This window comes from Brevibacillus halotolerans, from assembly GCF_026891775.1.
Taxonomy (GTDB): Bacteria; Bacillota; Bacilli; order Brevibacillales; family Brevibacillaceae; genus Brevibacillus_B; species Brevibacillus_B halotolerans.
Window position 1 is genome coordinate 1 of record NZ_JAPTNK010000007.1, and the last position, 18,704, is coordinate 18,704.

Consider the following 18,704-nt stretch of genomic DNA (forward strand, 5'->3'; position numbering starts at 1 on the left):
CCACTGTTCTTTTAAAATCTTCATTGTATCTCTTGTTCGTTTTTTTGTGTTCCATCCGGACTCATCTCCTCTTGTTTTCATTGTAAGGACTTAACTAAGAGGTGTCCATGAAACTATACTAACTCCATAATCTTGTGTGCTCTTTTTTGTTTTTTTCAAGATGTAAGATCATAAAACTATAAATGTTAGAGGAGGATATTTTTTATGAGTGAACAACATATTTTTTGGACGAGTGATCCTTTAGACTTTGTAAAACAAGCAAAAAAGAGCAAAGAGGTATTACAAGCAGTAGTTTAGAAAATTGAATCAAAAGATATCCCTTTAAGACTAGAAGGAGAAACAGTTAGGCATACCGTTAACGTTATTGTTTTAGATGTAATTCAAGGTGATTCTCCAGATGAATTTATTGTAATTGTTTCTCGGAAAAAGCAGAAACCATTCTAGCTGAATTTATTACCTCATTCCAAACTATGAAGAAGGGAGGAATGAGGTTTTTTACTACAATAAACAACTGGAGGATTTATTTTGGAATCATTGAATTGGTTGGATCAATTGGAACCCTCGAACGAGGCAGAATGGTTAGTATCGGAACTAAAGTAGGGTGGAAATGTAGATCAAAACTACCTTTTTTTAAACTTAATCTCTAAAAATCTGCGTTATTTCATTTACCAAATCAAAAACGAAACTCTTGTGATGGAATCTATAGGATTGATGCTCTTCACTAGAAAAATCAACGTATAAAAAAGCCCCCCTCTGCTACAGGTTATGATATTTCACCTGTCTATCTGGAGGGGAGCATATATTTTTTTATTTTTTAGGGTTACGTTCTTTACATTTACAGTTTTCATCGTCTTTATGACAACATTGGGTGAATGAATCGTCCCGACATACACCTCGAATAGGGATCCATGGATCAAAATCGTGGTTTTGGAGTACTTCGTATGGTCGCATCATATCATGATCTTCATGTTCAAGGATATGGCAATGCCAAACATAAGTTCCGGTAAACGGCCCAAAACGTGCAATGATACGGGTAACTTCACCAGGGTTTGCACGTACCGTATCTTTCCAACCCATTTCATTCGGATCAGGTTCCTTTGCTTTTCCTACATCAATGATATTCCCATTTTCATCCACGGTAATTGGTGCTCGATTGAGAATCTGAAATTGAATCAGATGCAAATGAATCGGATGGGTATCAGGGGTTACATTATAAAGTTCCCAAATTTCGATTGTTCCATTATATGGTGTTTCTGTAATTAAATCGAACCACCTCATGTTATTGAGTAAGAGCAACGGTCGTCCAAATTGATCGGTACTTTCAACTAAAAAGTTTTTTCGGACAGTTATAGCATCTTTAGGATCAAGTTTCTCCAAGCAACTTAGTCTTTTGGGAACTTTACTGTTATCCTTCTTGGAACCTTTTTGTTTAACGCGAAATTCCATAATTTGCGAAATGTCTGGTGACGGAGGAGTTCCATCAGGAAAAGGTGCTGGTGCATCATTTGTCAGTATGATATTCTCCCCTTTATGTCTGGAGAAATCGACGATTACATCTGCTCGTTCTGCCGGAGCCAGTATAATTTCAGAAATCGGTACAGGTTTTTTCAATAACCCACCATCCGTACCGATTTGGATGAAATCTTGACCTGAACTCAATCGCATACGGTAAAAACGGGAATTGGAACCATTGAGGATTCGAAATCGGTATTTTCGCGGTTGGACTTCAAGATAGGGCCACACTTTTCCATTGACGAGAATCGTATTTCCGAAAAATTCCGGAACAACCGATGGGTTCGGGAGGTCTGGATCGGTTGGAGGAGGTGGCTGTGGTGCAGGTGGTGGTTCTTGGCCGGGCTGGGATGGATAGAAGAGCTGACCGTCAGGATAGAAGGAACGATCCTGGATCACTAAGGGAATTTCATATTTTCCTCGTGGGAGATTCAGTTTTTCCTCTTTCTGGTCTCGAATAAGATAAAACCCTGCTAACCCGGCATACACATTTAATCGAGTGATCCCAAGGGCATGATCATGATACCAGAGAGTAGTCGGACGCTGACAATTCGGATAGTAGTAAACTTCATGCAAGAATTTGCTGCCGACGTTTTCGTAGTTTTTGGTAAACCAGGCTTCTGGATATCCGTCATTTTCCGGGCGAACACGCCCCCCATGCAAGTGGGTCACCGTTCTGACAGAAGGTTGACTAGGATCGGCACCATGAACGGTCGTATCTACTGGCAGAAGGTGTTGATAAGGTAGTTTATTTTCCCACTTCACAAGAATGGGACGATTCCTGCGAACATCAAATGTCGGACCTGGGTACATATCGTTATAGCCCCAAACGGTAGTCGGCGGTAGATCTCGATGTAGTTTTTGTTGGATTTGCCTCATCTTTACCTCATAAAAAGGTATGCCATCACGTTTACCTTTTGGTTCAATAACAGGAGGAATAGGTAATGCATCTACAAATTTCTTTAGAGACACTTCGTTCTCACTCCTTTCAACCAATTTAATATTGTTTTAGCTTGTTTATATTATGAGGGAATATATAAATAGGATTTGGCTAATGGTAGGGGGCCACTAACATTTCGCAAAAATATATGTTAGCCCCGAACATATCCGATTTGGCGTTTTTTATACTCTGAGCTGGTCTGGGATATACCATTTAAGAATGGACAAGAATGGGCAATCGAGTACCAAAGATCGAACATGTCTCTAGATACTTTGATTAGACGAAGAGAACTATACGCAAAAGCAGATATTAAAGACATATAGATTGTTGGAGAAAATCTCGCTAAGATTCAAAAGGATGACTCAGTAAATTTTAAAAGGATTAGTCAAGAATTGATAAGCGAAAAGCTTCCCTTGGAAGAAATTGCATTCTTCCATTAAATCCTACAACTATGAAGGTAGAAATTTATTGAATATTCGCAAGAGTAACGCAAGAAAATATAGGTCATACATGCACTTTTATGACTAAGAAAAGATAGAGTTTAATTTGATAGGGGGAATCATTTGGCTATCGAGATGTTATAGACTTTGAAGGAATAAACGATAGCTTTGTTCACAGAACAATTACAGTAACAAATAGGACAGAAAAAATCCATTTTTAGAAATACGGCCTGAAATAACCGTTATCCAAAATGAATTTTTTTGTCTTTTGCTTGATTTATCTGTGTGCACTTTTATTGAATGCGGAAGGTGCTCCAGGAATAGCATTTCATAACAATATATTATGAACCAAGACTGGCTTGGTATTATATGGGCGATTATGAACGTGGTAACAAGATATGAACATGGGTTTCCAAATGCTTGGTTTTCAGAACAGTATCAAGATGGAAGTGGTGCGAATGGTAGTATACAAGAAGATGAATTGATTAAAAAATACAATATTAGATTGATAGTTGGAATTATACCCAACCAATAAAAAATAATTTTTCAGCAACCCAAAAATAAGAGGAGCTAAAGAATTTCCCCACGAAACGGCTAATCATTGTGTTGTGGTTCTTGTTTATTGGTATGTGCCTTCCGGCTAGCGTCACCTTCCATCGCCAGAATATTAAAAAAGTGGTTTTTAACTCGGTGGCGTTAGCTACAAGATTAGTAGAGCGGATTGCGAAGATCAAACCGCAGAAAAAAGACCATCATCACTTTGAAAGGATAACGGTCTTTTATGCTTTTGCTGTTTCAATTTTTCCGCTTTTGTTTTCGTTCGACGCTGGGTCATATCGACAAGGGCAAAAATGCTCCTGTTAAGTTCGGGATTCCGTTTCCCTTCGCGGATCATTTTATCCCGGTGCTTGCGTGCGCTGCTCTTTGCCATTTAATTCACTCCTTTGTGATGTACGGTTTCGGTAGTGCTGTGTTTACTGTTATCATAATCCGGTTTGAGAGTCAATGCAAACAAAACAGGCTTGCCAAGCCTTGATAATTGTCCATTCCAATCGGCAGGGCATGCATATGATGATAATGACGGGAGGTGACATTCTGCATGCTCAAAAAAACAGCAACCCGTAAAGTCGAGAACCAAGTCTATTCCAACCGTGTCGCCAGATCCGAGTTCGACCGGAAATGGAGAACCATTGTGTCAAAAAGCGGCTACGTGATCTATATTGCAACAGCCAATCGCGCGAAAGTGACCGTCTTGTTAACTAACGGTTCGAGCAAGCTGCTCATTTTCAACAAGGGCGGACGAGTATTGGTTGGCGGCGGCGGAACGAGCCATTACAGCAAGCCGTATATAGCTAAGAATTTGTAGATAGAATGTAAAAGAGAATGGTCCTGCTTAAACCTTTGTGGAGAGCAGGACTTCTTCTAGATGGACCAATCGCTAGTTTTGCTGGCTGACCATTTCGGTCATTATTGGGCATGTATTTATCTGTGGATCGAAATATGCTCTTTCCAATAAGCTATGCTTTTATTATAGCAATTAAATTCAACATCGATTTCAACCCTTATTTTTTACCCTGCGTTCTATAGTTATTCTTTCCTGCAATGGCTGTTGTATTTACATGGCATTTGCCCAAATAAAGTATTTAGATTTGAAACAAAAAGCGTAAAATTATAATGGAAATAATACCTCCCAGTACGGTTCCCAGTAAACTACGTGTTTTTATCGCAATATAAAAAGTCGGTATGGCTGCTAAAAATTCAATGTTATTTGTAAGGGATGCAATCTTTCCATCATGTATAAATATCTCTTGACCAATCAAAGCAGCTATAACAGAAATGGGGACATAATTTAACCATCGCATTCCCCATTCTGGTAATTCGAAACGACTTAGTACCATAAGGGGAACGACCCTTGGAATGAACGTTACAAAAGCTGACCCTAGAATAATCAAAAAAACTTCCCATCTTACTTCCATTTTTCCACCACCATTCCTATTGTTGAAGCAATAATTGTAGCAACAATAACACCCATACTGCTGGACAACAAGAAAGTACTTCCCACAGCAATGACAACTGCTATAATTGCGACAACTATATCAAGTTTGATTTTACTTCGTCCTAACATTGTTAGTATAAGAATTCCAATAAACATGGCTGGCAAGGCAAATTCTAGACCGAATTTTTCAGGATTTGAAATCCATTGCGCCAAAAATGCTCCTGCTAAATTAGCAACAAACCAATTTAGATAAGCTGTTATGTTGAGGCCATGCATCCATTTTTCACTAATTTGGTTTTTTTTCGCAGTCTCACTAATCGCGACACCGAATGTCTCATCGGTGAGGAGAGAACCTACTAGCATGTTCCTAAGTGGAGAAAGATGCCGAAAATAAGGTGCTAGGGCTGCACTAAGTAAAATATGACGAAGATTAACAAATAAAATAGTAATAATAATGGCAGTAAGAGAACTACCTGTTGCCATCATTCCTGCAGCAATAAACTGAGCTGAGCCAGCATAGAGAATTAAACTGATCAGAGCTATCTCAGCTATGCTAAGTCCCGCAGCCTTTTGAATAACACCAGCAGCTATTCCGATACTTAAATAACCCAGTAATGTAGGGATACAATCTTTTACTCCTTTGATAAAGCTATCTTCATACCTCTGAGACGAATTCATTTGGACGTTCGATAGGCTCATTTCATTCCCTCCTTATTTTTGGAAATTAGAAGCTAACACACTAACTACTACGAAAAAATGAAAGAAAATACGGTTCAAGTTATTTGAACCGTTTTCCAGTAACAACATGAAATAGGTTAGGGTCGTTTTTCCAGAGAGCTTCTGTTTTCTCTGGACCAATTTCTTTAACTAATTCTGAAAACATAATGTCATGCCTGATGTATTCCATTGCGATTAATACAAGTGCTGGATCTTCTGTTTTTATCGCCCATGCAGGTGTATTTGGAGAAAAATTTGCAATTAATACTTCTTTATTGTCCCGCGCAACAATCGTTAATCGACCATTCATACGTTCCTCAGCTACTTCTGGAGCCATGTAATTGTGGTGAGTAGTTACACCAAGCTGAATCTCAGGTGCTCCAAAAAGAATAGAAAAAACATGGATTTCTTTTACACGCCTATCTATAGCACTTTTTATACAAGAGACCTGTGGTTCCCAAATCGACAACCATAGTTCTTCTTCTGCTTTATCTATCATGTCAATCATTTCGGCATCAACATATTCATCACTGCTGATGCGTCGAATGACATCTACTTCCTGTTCACTTTCTAAAGCAGATAAATTCTTTTCAAGATAATCCATAGAATTTTCGAAGTTATTACGCAATCGGCGGATTAATTCTTTTGCCGGTAAGGGTGCATAGGTCACAGGGTCAGAAGGTACTACATAAACCGCACCTTTATCTATTAATTTTGCCAATACTTCATAGATCGTTGAACGAGGTACACCTGATCTTTTACTTATTTCATATCCTGTTATGGGGTAATTTTTTAAAAGTCCTATATATGCTTTACATTCATATTGCGAAAAGCCCCATTTCTGAAGTTCTTTGTAAAGTTCTTCCATGATAACTCCTTTAGTAGTTAGTGTAGTACTTACTATAATTCAAAATGAATTTTCTGTCAAAGCTATTTACTAATCCTAGTTTCTTATCTTCAACTAAACTGCCCCATTTGTTTAAAAGAAAATCTTCACCATTTTGATGCTATATTTTCGTATCATCTAAAATTATTTTCATCAAATTATTCGGTATATGCAAAGAAATAAACTCTATCTGTTGCCAGTTTTATTATAAATGAGTTACATAAATACCCCTACCATTATATTAATTAATGGCAGGGGTATTTGTATCCTTGTTTCTATAGGCACCTACGATACATCCACAGCAGGGGATACCGTACATGTCCAGTATCCAAACGGTACCAAAATCGAGAAAGCTTTCAACTCATTGGGTCCTTTTTTTGAAAAAATATTGTTAAGGGGCTTCTTCTGATAAATGAATGATCCATAGATGAAATTTCCAAACAAGCCACATAAATAAGATATAACCGAAAAAGGAATAAAAATGCTGCCATTCGCTGCTATGGGCAAACCATCCCAGTTGTTCCGATATCTGTTCAATTCCTGCCGCTATTATGCCGGAAAACAGGATGAGTCCCTTTCTTTGCCATGAGTTCATCGACTGCAAGCAATGCAGAAAGATAGCTGTAACAATCGGCAATATACACAGAGTAAACATAATATTGATTTTAAAAATATCGGAAAACGGCCGCACTGGAAAAGAATACAATTGCTTCTCCACGAAGATGAGATCCAGATAAGTTCCCAACCAAGAAACAAATATCATTGTTGGAACATAAGATTTAAGTTTCTCTCTAAAAGATGGCTGTTTTGGCCATGACCGCAAGTTCGATTTTCTCCAGTGTTTTACAGTATTTATGATAGATCTCCCCATTTACATTTTTTTTTTGATTGATAAAGTAGGTTAAGATTTTCCAATCCTCAAACCAATCCTCGATTTCCGCTTCACCATGCTCTATATTTTTCCAAGCGTACTGTAATTTTGGGCTGAATAATCGATTAGCTCCAGCTTTCAATTGACAATCATCCGTTCGCCTCTTATAGGGAGTTCTAGGCGTAGATGGCACAGATTCGTTTACGTCGTTAAACAGATGGGGCCAGTAATCTTTACGGGAACCCGTATGCGGATGATCCGCCGCCCAGTTTATTACGCCCTGTAGAATTTCAGAAGAGCCAAAAAGCACTGAATATAATCGTTTACCCAATAATATGCGTTCTTGAAGGGAAGCAAAATGATGAAGCGTTTGTCCGATAAGGTCAGGTACCTGCCCGGGAACCTTGTTCATATTGTTACAACATGGGAAAAGAATTTGATTTAAACTTAATAAATCCTGAACTTTGAACTCTTTCGTTTCCAGAACCGTTTTTTGATAATAGGGATTCTGAATCACCCTTTTTTCCAGATAGCTCTGCTCGTTGATGACTAGGGCAATTGCTAGAAGATAGCGGTCTCCATTCTTCCAGAAATGATCCCACATAACCTCCATAAAGACGGATACATGAAAAAAAGAAAGCAGATAGAACAAGCTCGTCTCTCTTTTCAAACTTTCCTCATACAGCAGTAATTGAGGATAGACATCTTGGAAAATCAACCAATTGCCGCGCTCCAGAAACAGAAAATAATCTTTCTGTTCCGCGTCGGAAAGTAATTTGGACAGAAGCTCTCCCTTCAAATCTGTCATATTCCAGCCGCCATTTCGCGACACCATGTGACCCAACAAGGCCCAGTGTATCTCTGGATGTTTTCGATAGTAGTCAAAATACGCCGTAGTCCGCGTTACATTGTTCAAGTTTAGCTGGCGTGTGGATTCTTTAATTTGACGAATCAATATTTGATCTTGTTCGGGTAATTCCGCTTCTTTCATGAGAGGCTTGTTGACTTCTTTCAATCTCTTCTTCAATTCTTTGTTTATTTTAAGAAGAGGCGGAAATTGACTTTGTTTAAACCAGTCAAAATTCTTCTTCAGAATCCGGATTCCCATACTTTTTCCTCTCCCTTGTAAGAACCCTTCGTCTGAAAGTGAATAGAGTGGATATAGGCATTACACTTGGGTTTTAGAAAGGTATGTTTGAAATATGAAAGAAAAAGCTGAATTAGAAATTAAACGCATAATCCATCTATTGCAAAAAGCTCAATCAGCTGACGGCGCCTGGCGTTATTGTTCGGAAAGTGGACCACTAACCGATGCATATATGATAATCCTATTACGGACCTTGATGATTGATGACGAGGAGTTAATTAGAAGTTTGGCTGATCGCATTACTATAAGGCAGGAGAAAAACGGAGCCTGGAAGCTGTTTCATGATGAAGAGGAAGGAAATTTGTCTGCAACCATTGAAGCATACTATGCCTTGCTTTTTTCAGGGTACAGTCAGAAAACGGATGGGCACATGCAATTAGCAAAGAAGTTTATATTAACCAAAGGCGGAATTTCGGAGGCAAGTATGCTAACAAAACTCCTTCTTGCCTTGACAGGGCAGTATCCTTGGTCGGGATACTTTCAAATCCCGGTTGAAATCATCCTGCTGCCGCACTGGCTCCCCATTAATTTCTTCGATTTTGTTGGATATGCTAGAGTACACATCGCACCCATATTGGTCGTTGCAGACCGCAAGTTCGTAATGAAAACAAGAAGAACACCAGACATGTCCGATCTTCGAAAAAACGACCTTCCAACAGCATTGGGCAACCATCCCTATCTGACAAATCAACGATCCCATCAATACCGTGCGTTTCTTAACACAATCTTGGATGGTTTCAAGAATCTTCCTTACCTTCCGTCGCAAATCCATAATATGGCGCTACGTCAGGCTGAACGCTATATACTGGAAAGAATTGAACCGGATGGAACCTTGTACAGCTATTTCACTTCCACGTTTCTTATGATATTCGCTCTACTATCCCTTGGATATTCGGCCAATCATCCAGTGATCACCCGTGCGATTTCAGGGCTGAAAGCAATGACTTGCCTGACCAATGGACATTTACATATTCAGATTGCGACATCAACGGTCTGGAATACCGCTTTATTGGCTCATGCTATGCAAGGAACCGGGGTTTCTGCATCTGAGCCTACAGTTCAAAACACTGGCCGCTATTTACTCTCTCGCCAGCATCATAAATATGGTGATTGGATGATAAAAAATCCTTTTGTTTTACCAGGGGGATGGGGCTTTTCCGATATCAATACCATCAATCCCGACGTCGATGACACAACGGCTGCATTAAGAGCAATAAGCAAATTAAGAGAAACAGACCCGACCTTCCACCATTCATGGGATCGAGGTCTCAATTGGCTGTTATCAATGCAAAATGCCGATGGAGGCTGGCCGGCATTTGAGAAAAATACGGATAAAAGAATAGGAAATTGGCTTCCCTTCGATGCGGCAGACGCAGTTAGTACAGACCCTTCTACGGAAGATTTAACAGGTAGGACTTTGGAGTTTCTCGGCAACAATGCAGGATTTACCATCGGCCATCCCCAGATTCAAAAGGGGGTGAAGTGGCTTCTAAGCAATCAAGAAGCCAATGGCTCTTGGTACGGGCGATGGGGCATTTCTTACATTTACGGCACATGGGCCGCTATTACCGGCCTAATGGCTGTCGGAGTCTCTTCTGAACATCCTGCAATTCAGAAAGCTGTACAGTGGTTATTAAAAATCCAGAATGAAGACGGGGGGTGGGGAGAGTCATGTAAGAGCGATATTGTTAAAACATATGTTTCTTTAGGTGCCAGTACACCTTCTCAAACCGCATGGGGAGTGGATGCCCTCATTTCAGTGTTCCAAAAGCCAATTCCGGCGATTGAACGTGGAATTCAATTTTTAATTGATTCCGAAAAAAATCAGGACTGGACGCACTCCTATCCGACAGGAGGAGGATTACCCGGCGGTTTTTACTTTCACTACCACAGTTACCGGTACATTTGGCCTCTGCTTGCTTTAGGTAATTATAAAAAGAAATATTAAATATCTCTTTATGTTTTTTATTTCACACGGGTATATGGATAAGGTTTACACTCTGGATGAAAATGGACATTTTATGGTTTTGCTGAGGCTAATACCATATTTCGTATAGGGCAGGATTCTGTTGAGCATAAAATAAGTTTGAACGTTATTTCCGCATGTAAAGCGAAAGTATTCAGAAGACCATAGGAGGTAGGTAAAGTTCGAATTAACGTAATAATTATTATGTAAACTAAATTTAAATGAAGTAAAGATAATCTTTAAAAGTAGTCTGGTTACAAGCCCATAAGAAAGGCACCATAGCTACTAAATAGGGAATCCTCATTATTTTCTGGAGCAATAACGCCTTCAAAAATATAGAATATGATCATAAAAAAGCTCTCACAACTCGAACCACTATTTATTTTTAATTGCCTAAGAAGAGTCAATAGCCTGAACCGCTGAAGGAGGTTGAATCGCTATACAGGCTAGGATTCAACCTCCTTCGAAAACGGTCAAGGTAATTCATGACAATCCCAAGCTTAGGAGAGTATTCGTTTTTCGCCTTCAATTTCTTGAATAGGACTAATATTTTGTGTAAACTCAAGAGTACCCATATACTCACCATCTTCACTTCTTATAGCGAAATAGCGAATGTATACATATTTGTCCTGAAACTTAATCCAGAAATCCTCACAATCTTTATTACCAGCTTTAAAATCTTCTAAGAGTTTTTCAACGATATGAACGCTTTTCGGAGGATGGCAGTTTTGAACGGTTCTGCCTATTACTGCTTTCGTGCGAGCAAAAATCCGCTCTTTTCCATGGGAGAAGTAACGTACCACATCATCCTGATCAATGAATGTAATATCCACGGGCAAGTGATTCATGAGCAGCTCTAATTGCTTTAAAGAGAGAATGCCTGTTTCCAAACGAATAAAACCTTCAGATATAGACTGTTGTGCGATAGCTTGTCTTCCAGGCTTCCATACACCGGCAGGACTTGTCAAGCAAAAGCCAATCTCATCACTTTCATGAGCAATTTTAATCCATTCGTCTTCCGTAAGATTTTGTAATGCCATAGGAAATAAGATATTTTCCTCTTTAAAAATCATTTCATTGACTTCGCGGATAACAAAAGAAAGGCCATCTAAGACTGCTTTTTTGTCTCCAGTGTAGTTTGTTAATTTTTGTTTAACATTTTTAATGCTATTGCGAATACCATCATCGACGCCCCACATGACTTTTGTTGGCCCATAAATGCCATACTTCTCTAAGAAAGGGAAAAGTAAATTCTCTTTTCGGCTGTAATGTTTATCGATATCCAGCAATAGATTTAAATCTTCCATAAGCAAATAGACGTTTTCTTTCTTATCTTCTTTTTCAAAATGCTCATAATGCTGCTTCAGTTTGAAGTTCACAAGATGATTTATTTCTTTATTCTCAAGCTTAAAGGTATGAATCGGATGGCCAGGTTGGTCTTCTGGTTTGTCTGATCTATGGATTTCCTCAATGGAACCTTTAAAAATGGCAGCATGAACCGAGCATAAGCGCTGTACCTCTTCAACTGGAATTCCTTCTTCCTCCATGAGAGCTTGTTCTAATTGAGAAATTTCTGCAACCGTAATATTCCCAACAGCTTCTTCAAATTGAGCCTTCACATCTTCTACACTTTTCCCTTGATGAAGATTTTTGATGATTTTTTTTAAAATAGCTTGTCTTTCAATTGAATTCATGCTTTTTTGTTCACGATTATTAATTATTTCACTCATAGGAATTCTCCTTTACTATTTGCTTGTGCTTATCATTTGATAAAAAACCAACGCGATCTATTTACCTAAAACCATCAATTTGCCAGTTTGCTCACTTTTAGCAATGAGTGATAGTGATTCTCAATGAAAGTGTAGCATAGAGAGAATGAAAAGTTTGTGAGTGAAATCACAAACTTTTTGAAGGCTTTACTAGAATTTGTGTAAGGAAGCTGATGGGGGATAGCACTTAGGCTATGAAAAGGTGCAGCTAATCAACTTGAATGATGAACTTCTTATTTTGAAAGATTAGGCGGGAGAGGTTTGCATTATGCGATTTCTTCCTGCAATCTTTCTGGAGTCAGAATAAAGAATCCGTTTTCATCAATATCAATCAGCTTTTTCCTTTTTAACCGATTAATTGTGCGGTTAATTGTTTCCCGAGAAGTGCCAATCATACTCGCGAGTTCACGATTCGTAAATTGAGTCGTTATTTTGTATTTATCCTGAATCTGGATGCCATTTGATTTACATAAGCGAAGCAATAGCATAATAATTTGTTCATAGGTATCATGAAGAATTTTTTCCTCTAATCTATTCTGGAGATCCACAATCTTTTCTTCTAGAGTTTTAAACAATGTAATACATAATCGAGGATACTGAAGTAAAACATTCTCAAAATCAACGATTGGTATAACGACTAATTCTGCAAGCTCTAGTATCTCGGCATTTGCTGGGAAAGTACCTTTTTTGAAGAATCCCGCATGCGGAAACATTTCTCCAGCTTGGAGTACAGAAACAATCTGTTCTCTTCCGGTTTTATCTGTTTTTTGAATTTTCACCTTACCCGAATGGATAAAAAATATACGATCAAGTGAATCACCCTGTAAAAATACAAAAGACCTTGCTTTATACGTTCGAACCTGAGAAATATCCACTATAGTTTGAAGCTCTTCATCCAAAAGTTCGTTAAAAAGGGGGATATTTCGCACATGCTTCTGAAATAAATCTTCTTTCATATAGACAACTCCTTACCCAATCTAGGCATATTCTTTCTATATAATATCAATGGCTACATGTAGCAAAAGACTGGTCTAGAAGGAAGGTTAGAGGGTTTTGCCATTGTATTTGCAAATTGGGACATTACATGCTTCATGAAATCTTATACTCAACCCATAAAATATAGAAGAAATGGGATATGAGCGACTTTTTACTCATGTCCCATTTCTTAGGAAGAGGCTTAGGTTCGTGCTATTGCACGTGGGAACAACACATTATTTTCTAGATGGATATGCTGGAATAAATCGGCTTCAAGTGCCTCAAGGCGTTGGTAGACCAGACGATAAGTACCGCAAGCTCCTTCTGGTGGGGTAAAGTCATTTGTAATGGTCCGAAGCTCTTTGATAATATTGCCGGCGTGGCTATGCTCATTCTCCAATTCTTCCACTACCTTGCAGAGTTTTGTATAATTTTCATCTGTTGCTTGCTGCTCAAATGCTAAAATCAATGGGAAATCCTCAGTCTCCTCTTTTATTAAATGCTGTTCCAATTCTGTTTTTAACTCATGAAATAACGTATGAATTCGAGCTAAATGTGGTTGTTGCGATCCATGAACGCGTAGCACTTTTGTTACATAAGGGCTTAGCTGTGGCAATTCTTCATTTAAGTAACGATGATGTTTATTCACAATATAGTCAATTAATTCGCTATAAGAGGCAGTTGTCCAATCAATTACAGATTCATGTAAAAGCTTTGTATCATGATACAGTGTGTTTAATTTTGTTATCACCTCATCAGCCAATAAATTTCTTTCTTGAATAGCGTCAATAAGGGGTCTATTACCACCGCAGCAAAAATCTATTTTATATAATTTGAAAAGGTCGCTTGCCTTTGGGAATTTTGTTACAATCTCACCAATAATAGAAGACTCGGTAAATGTATGTTCCATATGAATGCCTCCATAAAGTTTAAAATTTTGTATCTGGATTAAGAATATGAATAATTTTAAATTTATGTCGTGATTTCAATCACTTAAAATGTGTTAATTTTGTCATCACTTGTTTTAAACATCCATTCATTTTATAAAGGGAAGATAAAGTACGTATTAAAAAGTAGGTAGTAGGTGAACGTATTTTAGCTGGAGAGCTTTTAGAAAACCAGGGGGTATTTTGGGGTGATGCTTTGCTTGTAGGCGAAGGGCAGAAGTAAGGGATTTCTTACATTACACAAAAGAGACTAAATGGCTGTGTCCCGATCTGTTAACTAACATAAAAACACCTCTTAAAGTTGGCAGTCCATCACACAGGAAAGACAAGCAACTACGGTAAGAGGTGTTTTTCCGGCTATTAAACGTAACTTTTAATGGGTGATGGGAGTACCATCAGGAATGGTATTTTGCAAGGAATCGGGAAGCGTAATTATTTTATTCCAATCAAAGCTGTATTTGTTAAATGCCGCCTCGCTAACAAAGCCGCGTTTCACAGTTCTTCCGTTCTCATGATCTATTAAATATACCGTTGGGTTGTTTTGATATTTGATCAATTGTGTATTTTCGTTAATAACGGGTCCATCAGGGATGCCATCAAGTGATAAGAATGATTGAATGCCATCCCATGAACGGAATAATCTGAAGTACACGGCCTCGCTAACAATTCCTCTTTTCTTTCCATCCATAATAAGAAATACGGTAGGTTCATCGACTACCTTAACACGTAAACCGTTGAATCGATTTGGATCGGAAACCGTTGCATCCAATGATTTTACATTTGTAATCGATTTGGAGTCAACTCCTGTTGCTTTTGTTGCAGCATAAGCTGGAGAAAAATACATGCTGGCTAAAAGTGTGCTGACCATCAGAGCGGCAAGACTTTTTTTCATTTGAACCCTCTCCTTGAATGAAATGTAGAAACATATATTCATTTCTATAAATTGGTATTTAATCCTTTTATTTCTTTAAAATTTATATGTAATAAAAATATTCAGATTCGATTGACATTTCAAGGCGGAATTAGGATAATTTAGTAAAGTATTGGTTAAATAATAAATATATACCATAAAAATTTATCTTTTATGACTACAGGAGGAATGCCTAAAAATCTTTTCGCCATGTGTTACTTACTAAATAGTTATCTATAGTTCGTTGTATAAAGGATAAGTTTTTATACAATGCTTCTTTTTTTTGTGGAGGTAAGGTTTTGTGTCGTGTCGTTAAAATTTTACATATGGGAGGGCAGCATTTATGCACGTAGAAGCAGTTCCGTCCTATCCATTGACCAATGCCCAAAAGCGAATTTGGTTTGTGGAAAATATCTATCCAAATGTAGGAGCAACGAATCTAGCTACTTCGTTTGCTTTTTCTTCAAGCCTACAACATGATTTTTTGATTAAAGCAATTCATCATTTTATTAGTGAAAATGACTCAATTCGCCTCACAACGATCTTCAGCCAATCCGATACAAATAAGTTTCCCATGCAAATGATTTCCGAAGACACCCATCCAAGTATACCCATAATTGATTTTCGTTTTCATGAACAGAGAGAGCAGGCAATTCAAGAATGGCTTAGTCAAACCACGAAACAGCCTTTTTCCTTCTCGCAAGGGCCATTGTATTACTTTGCCATACTACAAAAAACAGATACCGAGACAATTCTCTATATGAAATTCAGTCATCTGATCGCTGATGGTGTAGCCATGCTATATGCCATTAAAGAAATCGTTGCTTGCTATCAGCAGCTAGCCAAAGGGGAAGAGCGGGAGAAGCAAGTAAAGCCTTCCTATATAGAGATGCTCGATAGAGAAAGGGAATATCTAGAGTCTAGGCGCTTTTCATTGGATGAGGCCTATTGGAGTAGTCAGTTCGAAAAAGCTCCAGAATTAGTAAGTCTTAGTGATCAAGATGAGTTGTCTCGCAATATCGCTAGTGGACGACATAGCCTGTTCATACAACATGATCTTCGTAATCAAATTGAATGCTTTTGTGATACATATGGGATCAGCCCTAATGTATTTTTTCTAGGTACCTTCTACTTATACCTCTATCGGATCACGGGTAAGAAAGATGTTACCGTAGGACATATTATTAGCAATCGCTCAAATGCTCGTGATAAACATACATTTGGGATGTTTGCAAGCACGCTCCCGTTTCGCCATCTGATCAATCCTGATTTGGATTTTGTTAGTCATTGTCAAGAGATCGCGAAACAGCAAAGGCAAATGCTTCGGCATCAGAAATATCCCTATCAAACATTGTTGTCCAAGGTGAGAGAGCAGCACCCAGACGTCCAGCAGCTCTTTTCAATAGCAATGGAATTTCAGGTGTTAGAATTCGATATGCAGGATGATTTACGTTATACATCTGACATACAATTCAGTGGATACGAGGCACAGGAGTTAGTTCTACATATTAAAGATCGACGTGAGATGAAAAGCTATCAGCTCGATTTTGATCACCATCTGGAGATATTTACTCAAGAAGAGATTAGGGAATGGAGCGAGCGGTACCGAACAATCATTGAAAGCGCTTTAAGAGACCCGAAGAAGTGCATCAAAGAATTGGACCTGCTTTCAGTAGAAGAAAAAACAAAGATTTTAGTTGATTGGAATCGAACAGAAAAGGAATTTCCGCTAGAGAAAACCTTTGTCGATTTATTTGCAGAACAGGTAAGTAAGATACCAGAGCATCCTGCGGTAGAGTTTGGGGAGAAGGCACTAAGCTATCAGGAATTAGATGAGTTGTCTACTTGTATGGCACATACATTACGAGAAAAAGCTGGGAGAGAAAGCATAATCGCGATCATGGTTCCGCGTAGCATCGAGATGATTGTCAGCCTGCTGGCTGTAAGTAAAGCTGGTGCTGCTTATCTGCCTATTGACCCTGATTACCCACTGGAACGAATTGCGTACATGCTAAAGGATAGTGCCGCATCTATTTTGCTTACAACGGGGGAGCTTGATCTATCGGATATTGGCTTTTTGGGAGAGAGGATCGACGTTTTGCAGTTTGTAGCGGACATAGAGCGCGCTCCAAGAGTAAAAAGTCACTTGGAAACACTATGTTCTCCCCATCCGAATGATTTGGCTTACGTCATCTATACCTCTGGTTCGACTGGCAGGCCAAAGGGTGTCATGATTGAACACAAAAGTCTCAGTAATTTAATCTTTGCAAGACGCGATTTGCATAAATTATCGCCTGAAACCAGGATGGTACAATTCTGTTCCTTTAGCTTTGACGCCTCAGTCTGTGAAATTATTCCGACACTTGCTAGCGGCGGTACAATATGCATGGATACGAAGGAACGCTTATTTCCAGGCAAACAATTGATTGATTGGTTGCATGAGAAAAGAATTACTATAGCATCAGTCCCAACCTCGGTAATGGCTATCCTTCCTGATGCAGAGCTTTCGCATCTTCAAACCTTGGAGGTAGGTGGAGAAGTTTGTCCTGCTACTGTTGCTGTTCGTTGGGGGAAAAACCGTCGTTTTTTTAATTCGTACGGACCTACGGAAGCAACGGTATGTTCAACTAGTGGCGAGTATGTATGTTCAAATAGACAAGAAGAGCTGAACAACCCGGTACCACCGGACATTGGACAGCCTATTTCAAATGCAAAAATATTTATATTAGATGAAAACCAGCAGCCTGTTCCTGTTGGCGTGATTGGTGAGGTGTATATCGGTGGTGCTGGTTTGGCACGTGGATATTTGAATAGAGAGGACTTGACTAGAGAAAGATTCATCTATCTTGAGTTTGAAGAGCTTGGGCAAGGGGCGATTCGACTTTATCGCACTGGAGATTTAGCTCGATTTTTACCGAATGGACGTATTGCATACGTAGGTCGAATTGATGATCAGGTGAAGATACGCGGGCATCGAATTGAAATCAGAGAAATCGAACATGTTTTATGTGAGCATCCAGTAGTCAAACAGTGCGTGACAGTAGTAGAAGATGATGAGAAGTACGGAAAGAAATTAGTCGCATATGTTGTGCCTATTTCTCAAGAAGAAGGAGCTTCTCTTTCTCTAGAAAAAGAATTGCGAGAATTTTTACAGGGAAAGCTTCCTTTCTTTATGATACCAAACGCAATCAGGTTACTCGATAATGTTCCATTGACTCCAAATGGCAAAATTAATCGCAAAAAAATTAATTTTATTGAAACAAATCCGTCCAACAGTAAAGACGAGCAGACGGCAAATCTGGCTCCTATCTCGGAAATAGAAAGAACGTTGACAAAAATTTGGCAACAGGCACTAGGTGTTGAACAGGTGGGTATTCATGATCATTTTTTCCATATTGGCGGAGATTCCTATCGATTACTTCATGTTCATCAAGAAATTAATGAAATATTCAGAAGAGAATTGCCGGTTATTGATATGTTTCGTTACCCCACCATCCATACATTGGCACATAGACTGAGTCAGGAGTTGAGCAGTGTGCCAACGGTGACTGTAAATAGAGAAATAGCTTTAAAACGTAAGGAAGCAATGCAGAAACAAAAACAGATCAGAAAACGTGGGAGGTAAAAA

At 38.7% G+C, this 18,704-nt stretch carries 15 protein-coding genes and 2 pseudogenes; 6 read left to right on the forward strand and 11 right to left on the reverse strand.

Annotated features, from left to right (window positions below; translation table 11 throughout):
• Positions 1-807 precede the first annotated feature (807 nt).
• Positions 808-2,484, reverse strand: coding sequence for a multicopper oxidase family protein (locus O0550_RS11090; protein WP_258426319.1), 1,677 nt, complete (start codon positions 2,482-2,484; stop codon positions 808-810).
• A 174-nt stretch (positions 2,485-2,658) separates the two neighbouring features.
• Here O0550_RS11090 and O0550_RS24860 point away from each other — a divergent pair, with 174 nt between their 5' ends.
• The gene (locus O0550_RS24860; protein ID WP_463674879.1) at positions 2,659-2,775 is read left to right on the forward strand and encodes a competence protein CoiA family protein; all 117 of its coding nucleotides are present in this window, start codon (positions 2,659-2,661) and stop codon (positions 2,773-2,775) included.
• Between the two features lie 847 nt (positions 2,776-3,622).
• Here the strand turns inward: O0550_RS24860 and O0550_RS11095 are convergent.
• A complete protein-coding gene (locus O0550_RS11095; RefSeq protein WP_003339303.1) occupies positions 3,623-3,823 on the reverse strand; it encodes a hypothetical protein in 201 nt (66 codons plus the stop codon).
• A gap of 168 nt (positions 3,824-3,991) precedes the next feature.
• Between O0550_RS11095 and O0550_RS11100 the strand changes: the two genes are divergently transcribed.
• Complete coding sequence (locus O0550_RS11100; RefSeq protein WP_258426320.1) at positions 3,992-4,258, forward strand: hypothetical protein; 267 nt, start codon at positions 3,992-3,994, stop codon at positions 4,256-4,258.
• A gap of 277 nt (positions 4,259-4,535) precedes the next feature.
• Here the strand turns inward: O0550_RS11100 and O0550_RS11105 are convergent, their stop codons facing one another.
• The 5 genes from O0550_RS11105 to O0550_RS11125 form a co-directional block, all read right to left on the reverse strand.
• Positions 4,536-4,868 (reverse strand): AzlD domain-containing protein, encoded by a 333-nt coding sequence (locus O0550_RS11105; protein ID WP_003337559.1) that lies wholly within the window; start codon positions 4,866-4,868, stop codon positions 4,536-4,538.
• Positions 4,859-5,587, reverse strand: a complete 729-nt coding sequence (locus tag O0550_RS11110; protein ID WP_022586542.1) for an AzlC family ABC transporter permease — start codon at positions 5,585-5,587, stop codon at positions 4,859-4,861. Before O0550_RS11110 ends, O0550_RS11105 begins: the two co-directional genes overlap by 10 nt.
• Positions 5,588-5,666: 79 nt before the next feature.
• The gene (locus O0550_RS11115) at positions 5,667-6,473 is read right to left on the reverse strand and encodes a TrmB family transcriptional regulator (RefSeq protein ID WP_258426321.1); all 807 of its coding nucleotides are present in this window, start codon (positions 6,471-6,473) and stop codon (positions 5,667-5,669) included.
• Positions 6,474-6,882: 409 nt separating this feature from the next.
• Positions 6,883-7,362 (reverse strand): CBO0543 family protein, encoded by a 480-nt coding sequence (locus tag O0550_RS11120; RefSeq protein ID WP_309304378.1) that lies wholly within the window; start codon positions 7,360-7,362, stop codon positions 6,883-6,885.
• The gene (locus O0550_RS11125; RefSeq protein ID WP_258426322.1) at positions 7,283-8,470 is read right to left on the reverse strand and encodes a DUF2515 domain-containing protein; all 1,188 of its coding nucleotides are present in this window, start codon (positions 8,468-8,470) and stop codon (positions 7,283-7,285) included. Before O0550_RS11125 ends, O0550_RS11120 begins: the two co-directional genes overlap by 80 nt.
• A gap of 94 nt (positions 8,471-8,564) precedes the next feature.
• Between O0550_RS11125 and shc the strand changes: the two genes are divergently transcribed.
• Entirely contained in the window at positions 8,565-10,457 is a 1,893-nt protein-coding gene (gene shc, locus O0550_RS11130) for a squalene--hopene cyclase (protein WP_258426323.1), read from the forward strand.
• 518 nt (positions 10,458-10,975) lie between these two features.
• On the opposite strand, the gene O0550_RS11135 is transcribed toward shc, so the two are convergent.
• From O0550_RS11135 to O0550_RS11150, 4 genes are all read right to left on the reverse strand, one after another.
• Positions 10,976-12,205 carry a DUF438 domain-containing protein gene (locus tag O0550_RS11135; RefSeq protein ID WP_258426324.1) on the reverse strand — a complete coding sequence of 410 codons (1,230 nt, stop codon included), beginning with the start codon at positions 12,203-12,205 and terminating at the stop codon, positions 10,976-10,978.
• Positions 12,206-12,510: 305 nt separating this feature from the next.
• Positions 12,511-13,200, reverse strand: coding sequence for a Crp/Fnr family transcriptional regulator (locus O0550_RS11140; RefSeq protein ID WP_258426325.1), 690 nt, complete (start codon positions 13,198-13,200; stop codon positions 12,511-12,513).
• A gap of 221 nt (positions 13,201-13,421) precedes the next feature.
• Positions 13,422-14,129, reverse strand: coding sequence for an iron-sulfur cluster repair di-iron protein (gene ric, locus O0550_RS11145; RefSeq protein ID WP_003339314.1), 708 nt, complete (start codon positions 14,127-14,129; stop codon positions 13,422-13,424).
• A 410-nt stretch (positions 14,130-14,539) separates the two neighbouring features.
• Positions 14,540-15,058, reverse strand: coding sequence for a hypothetical protein (locus O0550_RS11150; RefSeq protein ID WP_003337573.1), 519 nt, complete (start codon positions 15,056-15,058; stop codon positions 14,540-14,542).
• A gap of 361 nt (positions 15,059-15,419) precedes the next feature.
• Between O0550_RS11150 and O0550_RS24660 the strand changes: the two are divergent.
• The 3 genes and pseudogenes from O0550_RS24660 to O0550_RS24670 all read left to right on the forward strand — a co-directional run.
• Positions 15,420-16,760: pseudogene (locus tag O0550_RS24660) on the forward strand (condensation domain-containing protein); the annotation flags it as partial.
• Positions 16,734-18,053: pseudogene (locus O0550_RS24665) on the forward strand (non-ribosomal peptide synthetase); the annotation flags it as partial. The pseudogenes O0550_RS24660 and O0550_RS24665, both read left to right, overlap by 27 nt.
• Positions 18,033-18,701, forward strand: coding sequence for an AMP-binding enzyme (locus tag O0550_RS24670; RefSeq protein WP_428994075.1), 669 nt, complete (start codon positions 18,033-18,035; stop codon positions 18,699-18,701). The pseudogene O0550_RS24665 and the gene O0550_RS24670, both read left to right, overlap by 21 nt.
• Positions 18,702-18,704 lie beyond the last annotated feature (3 nt).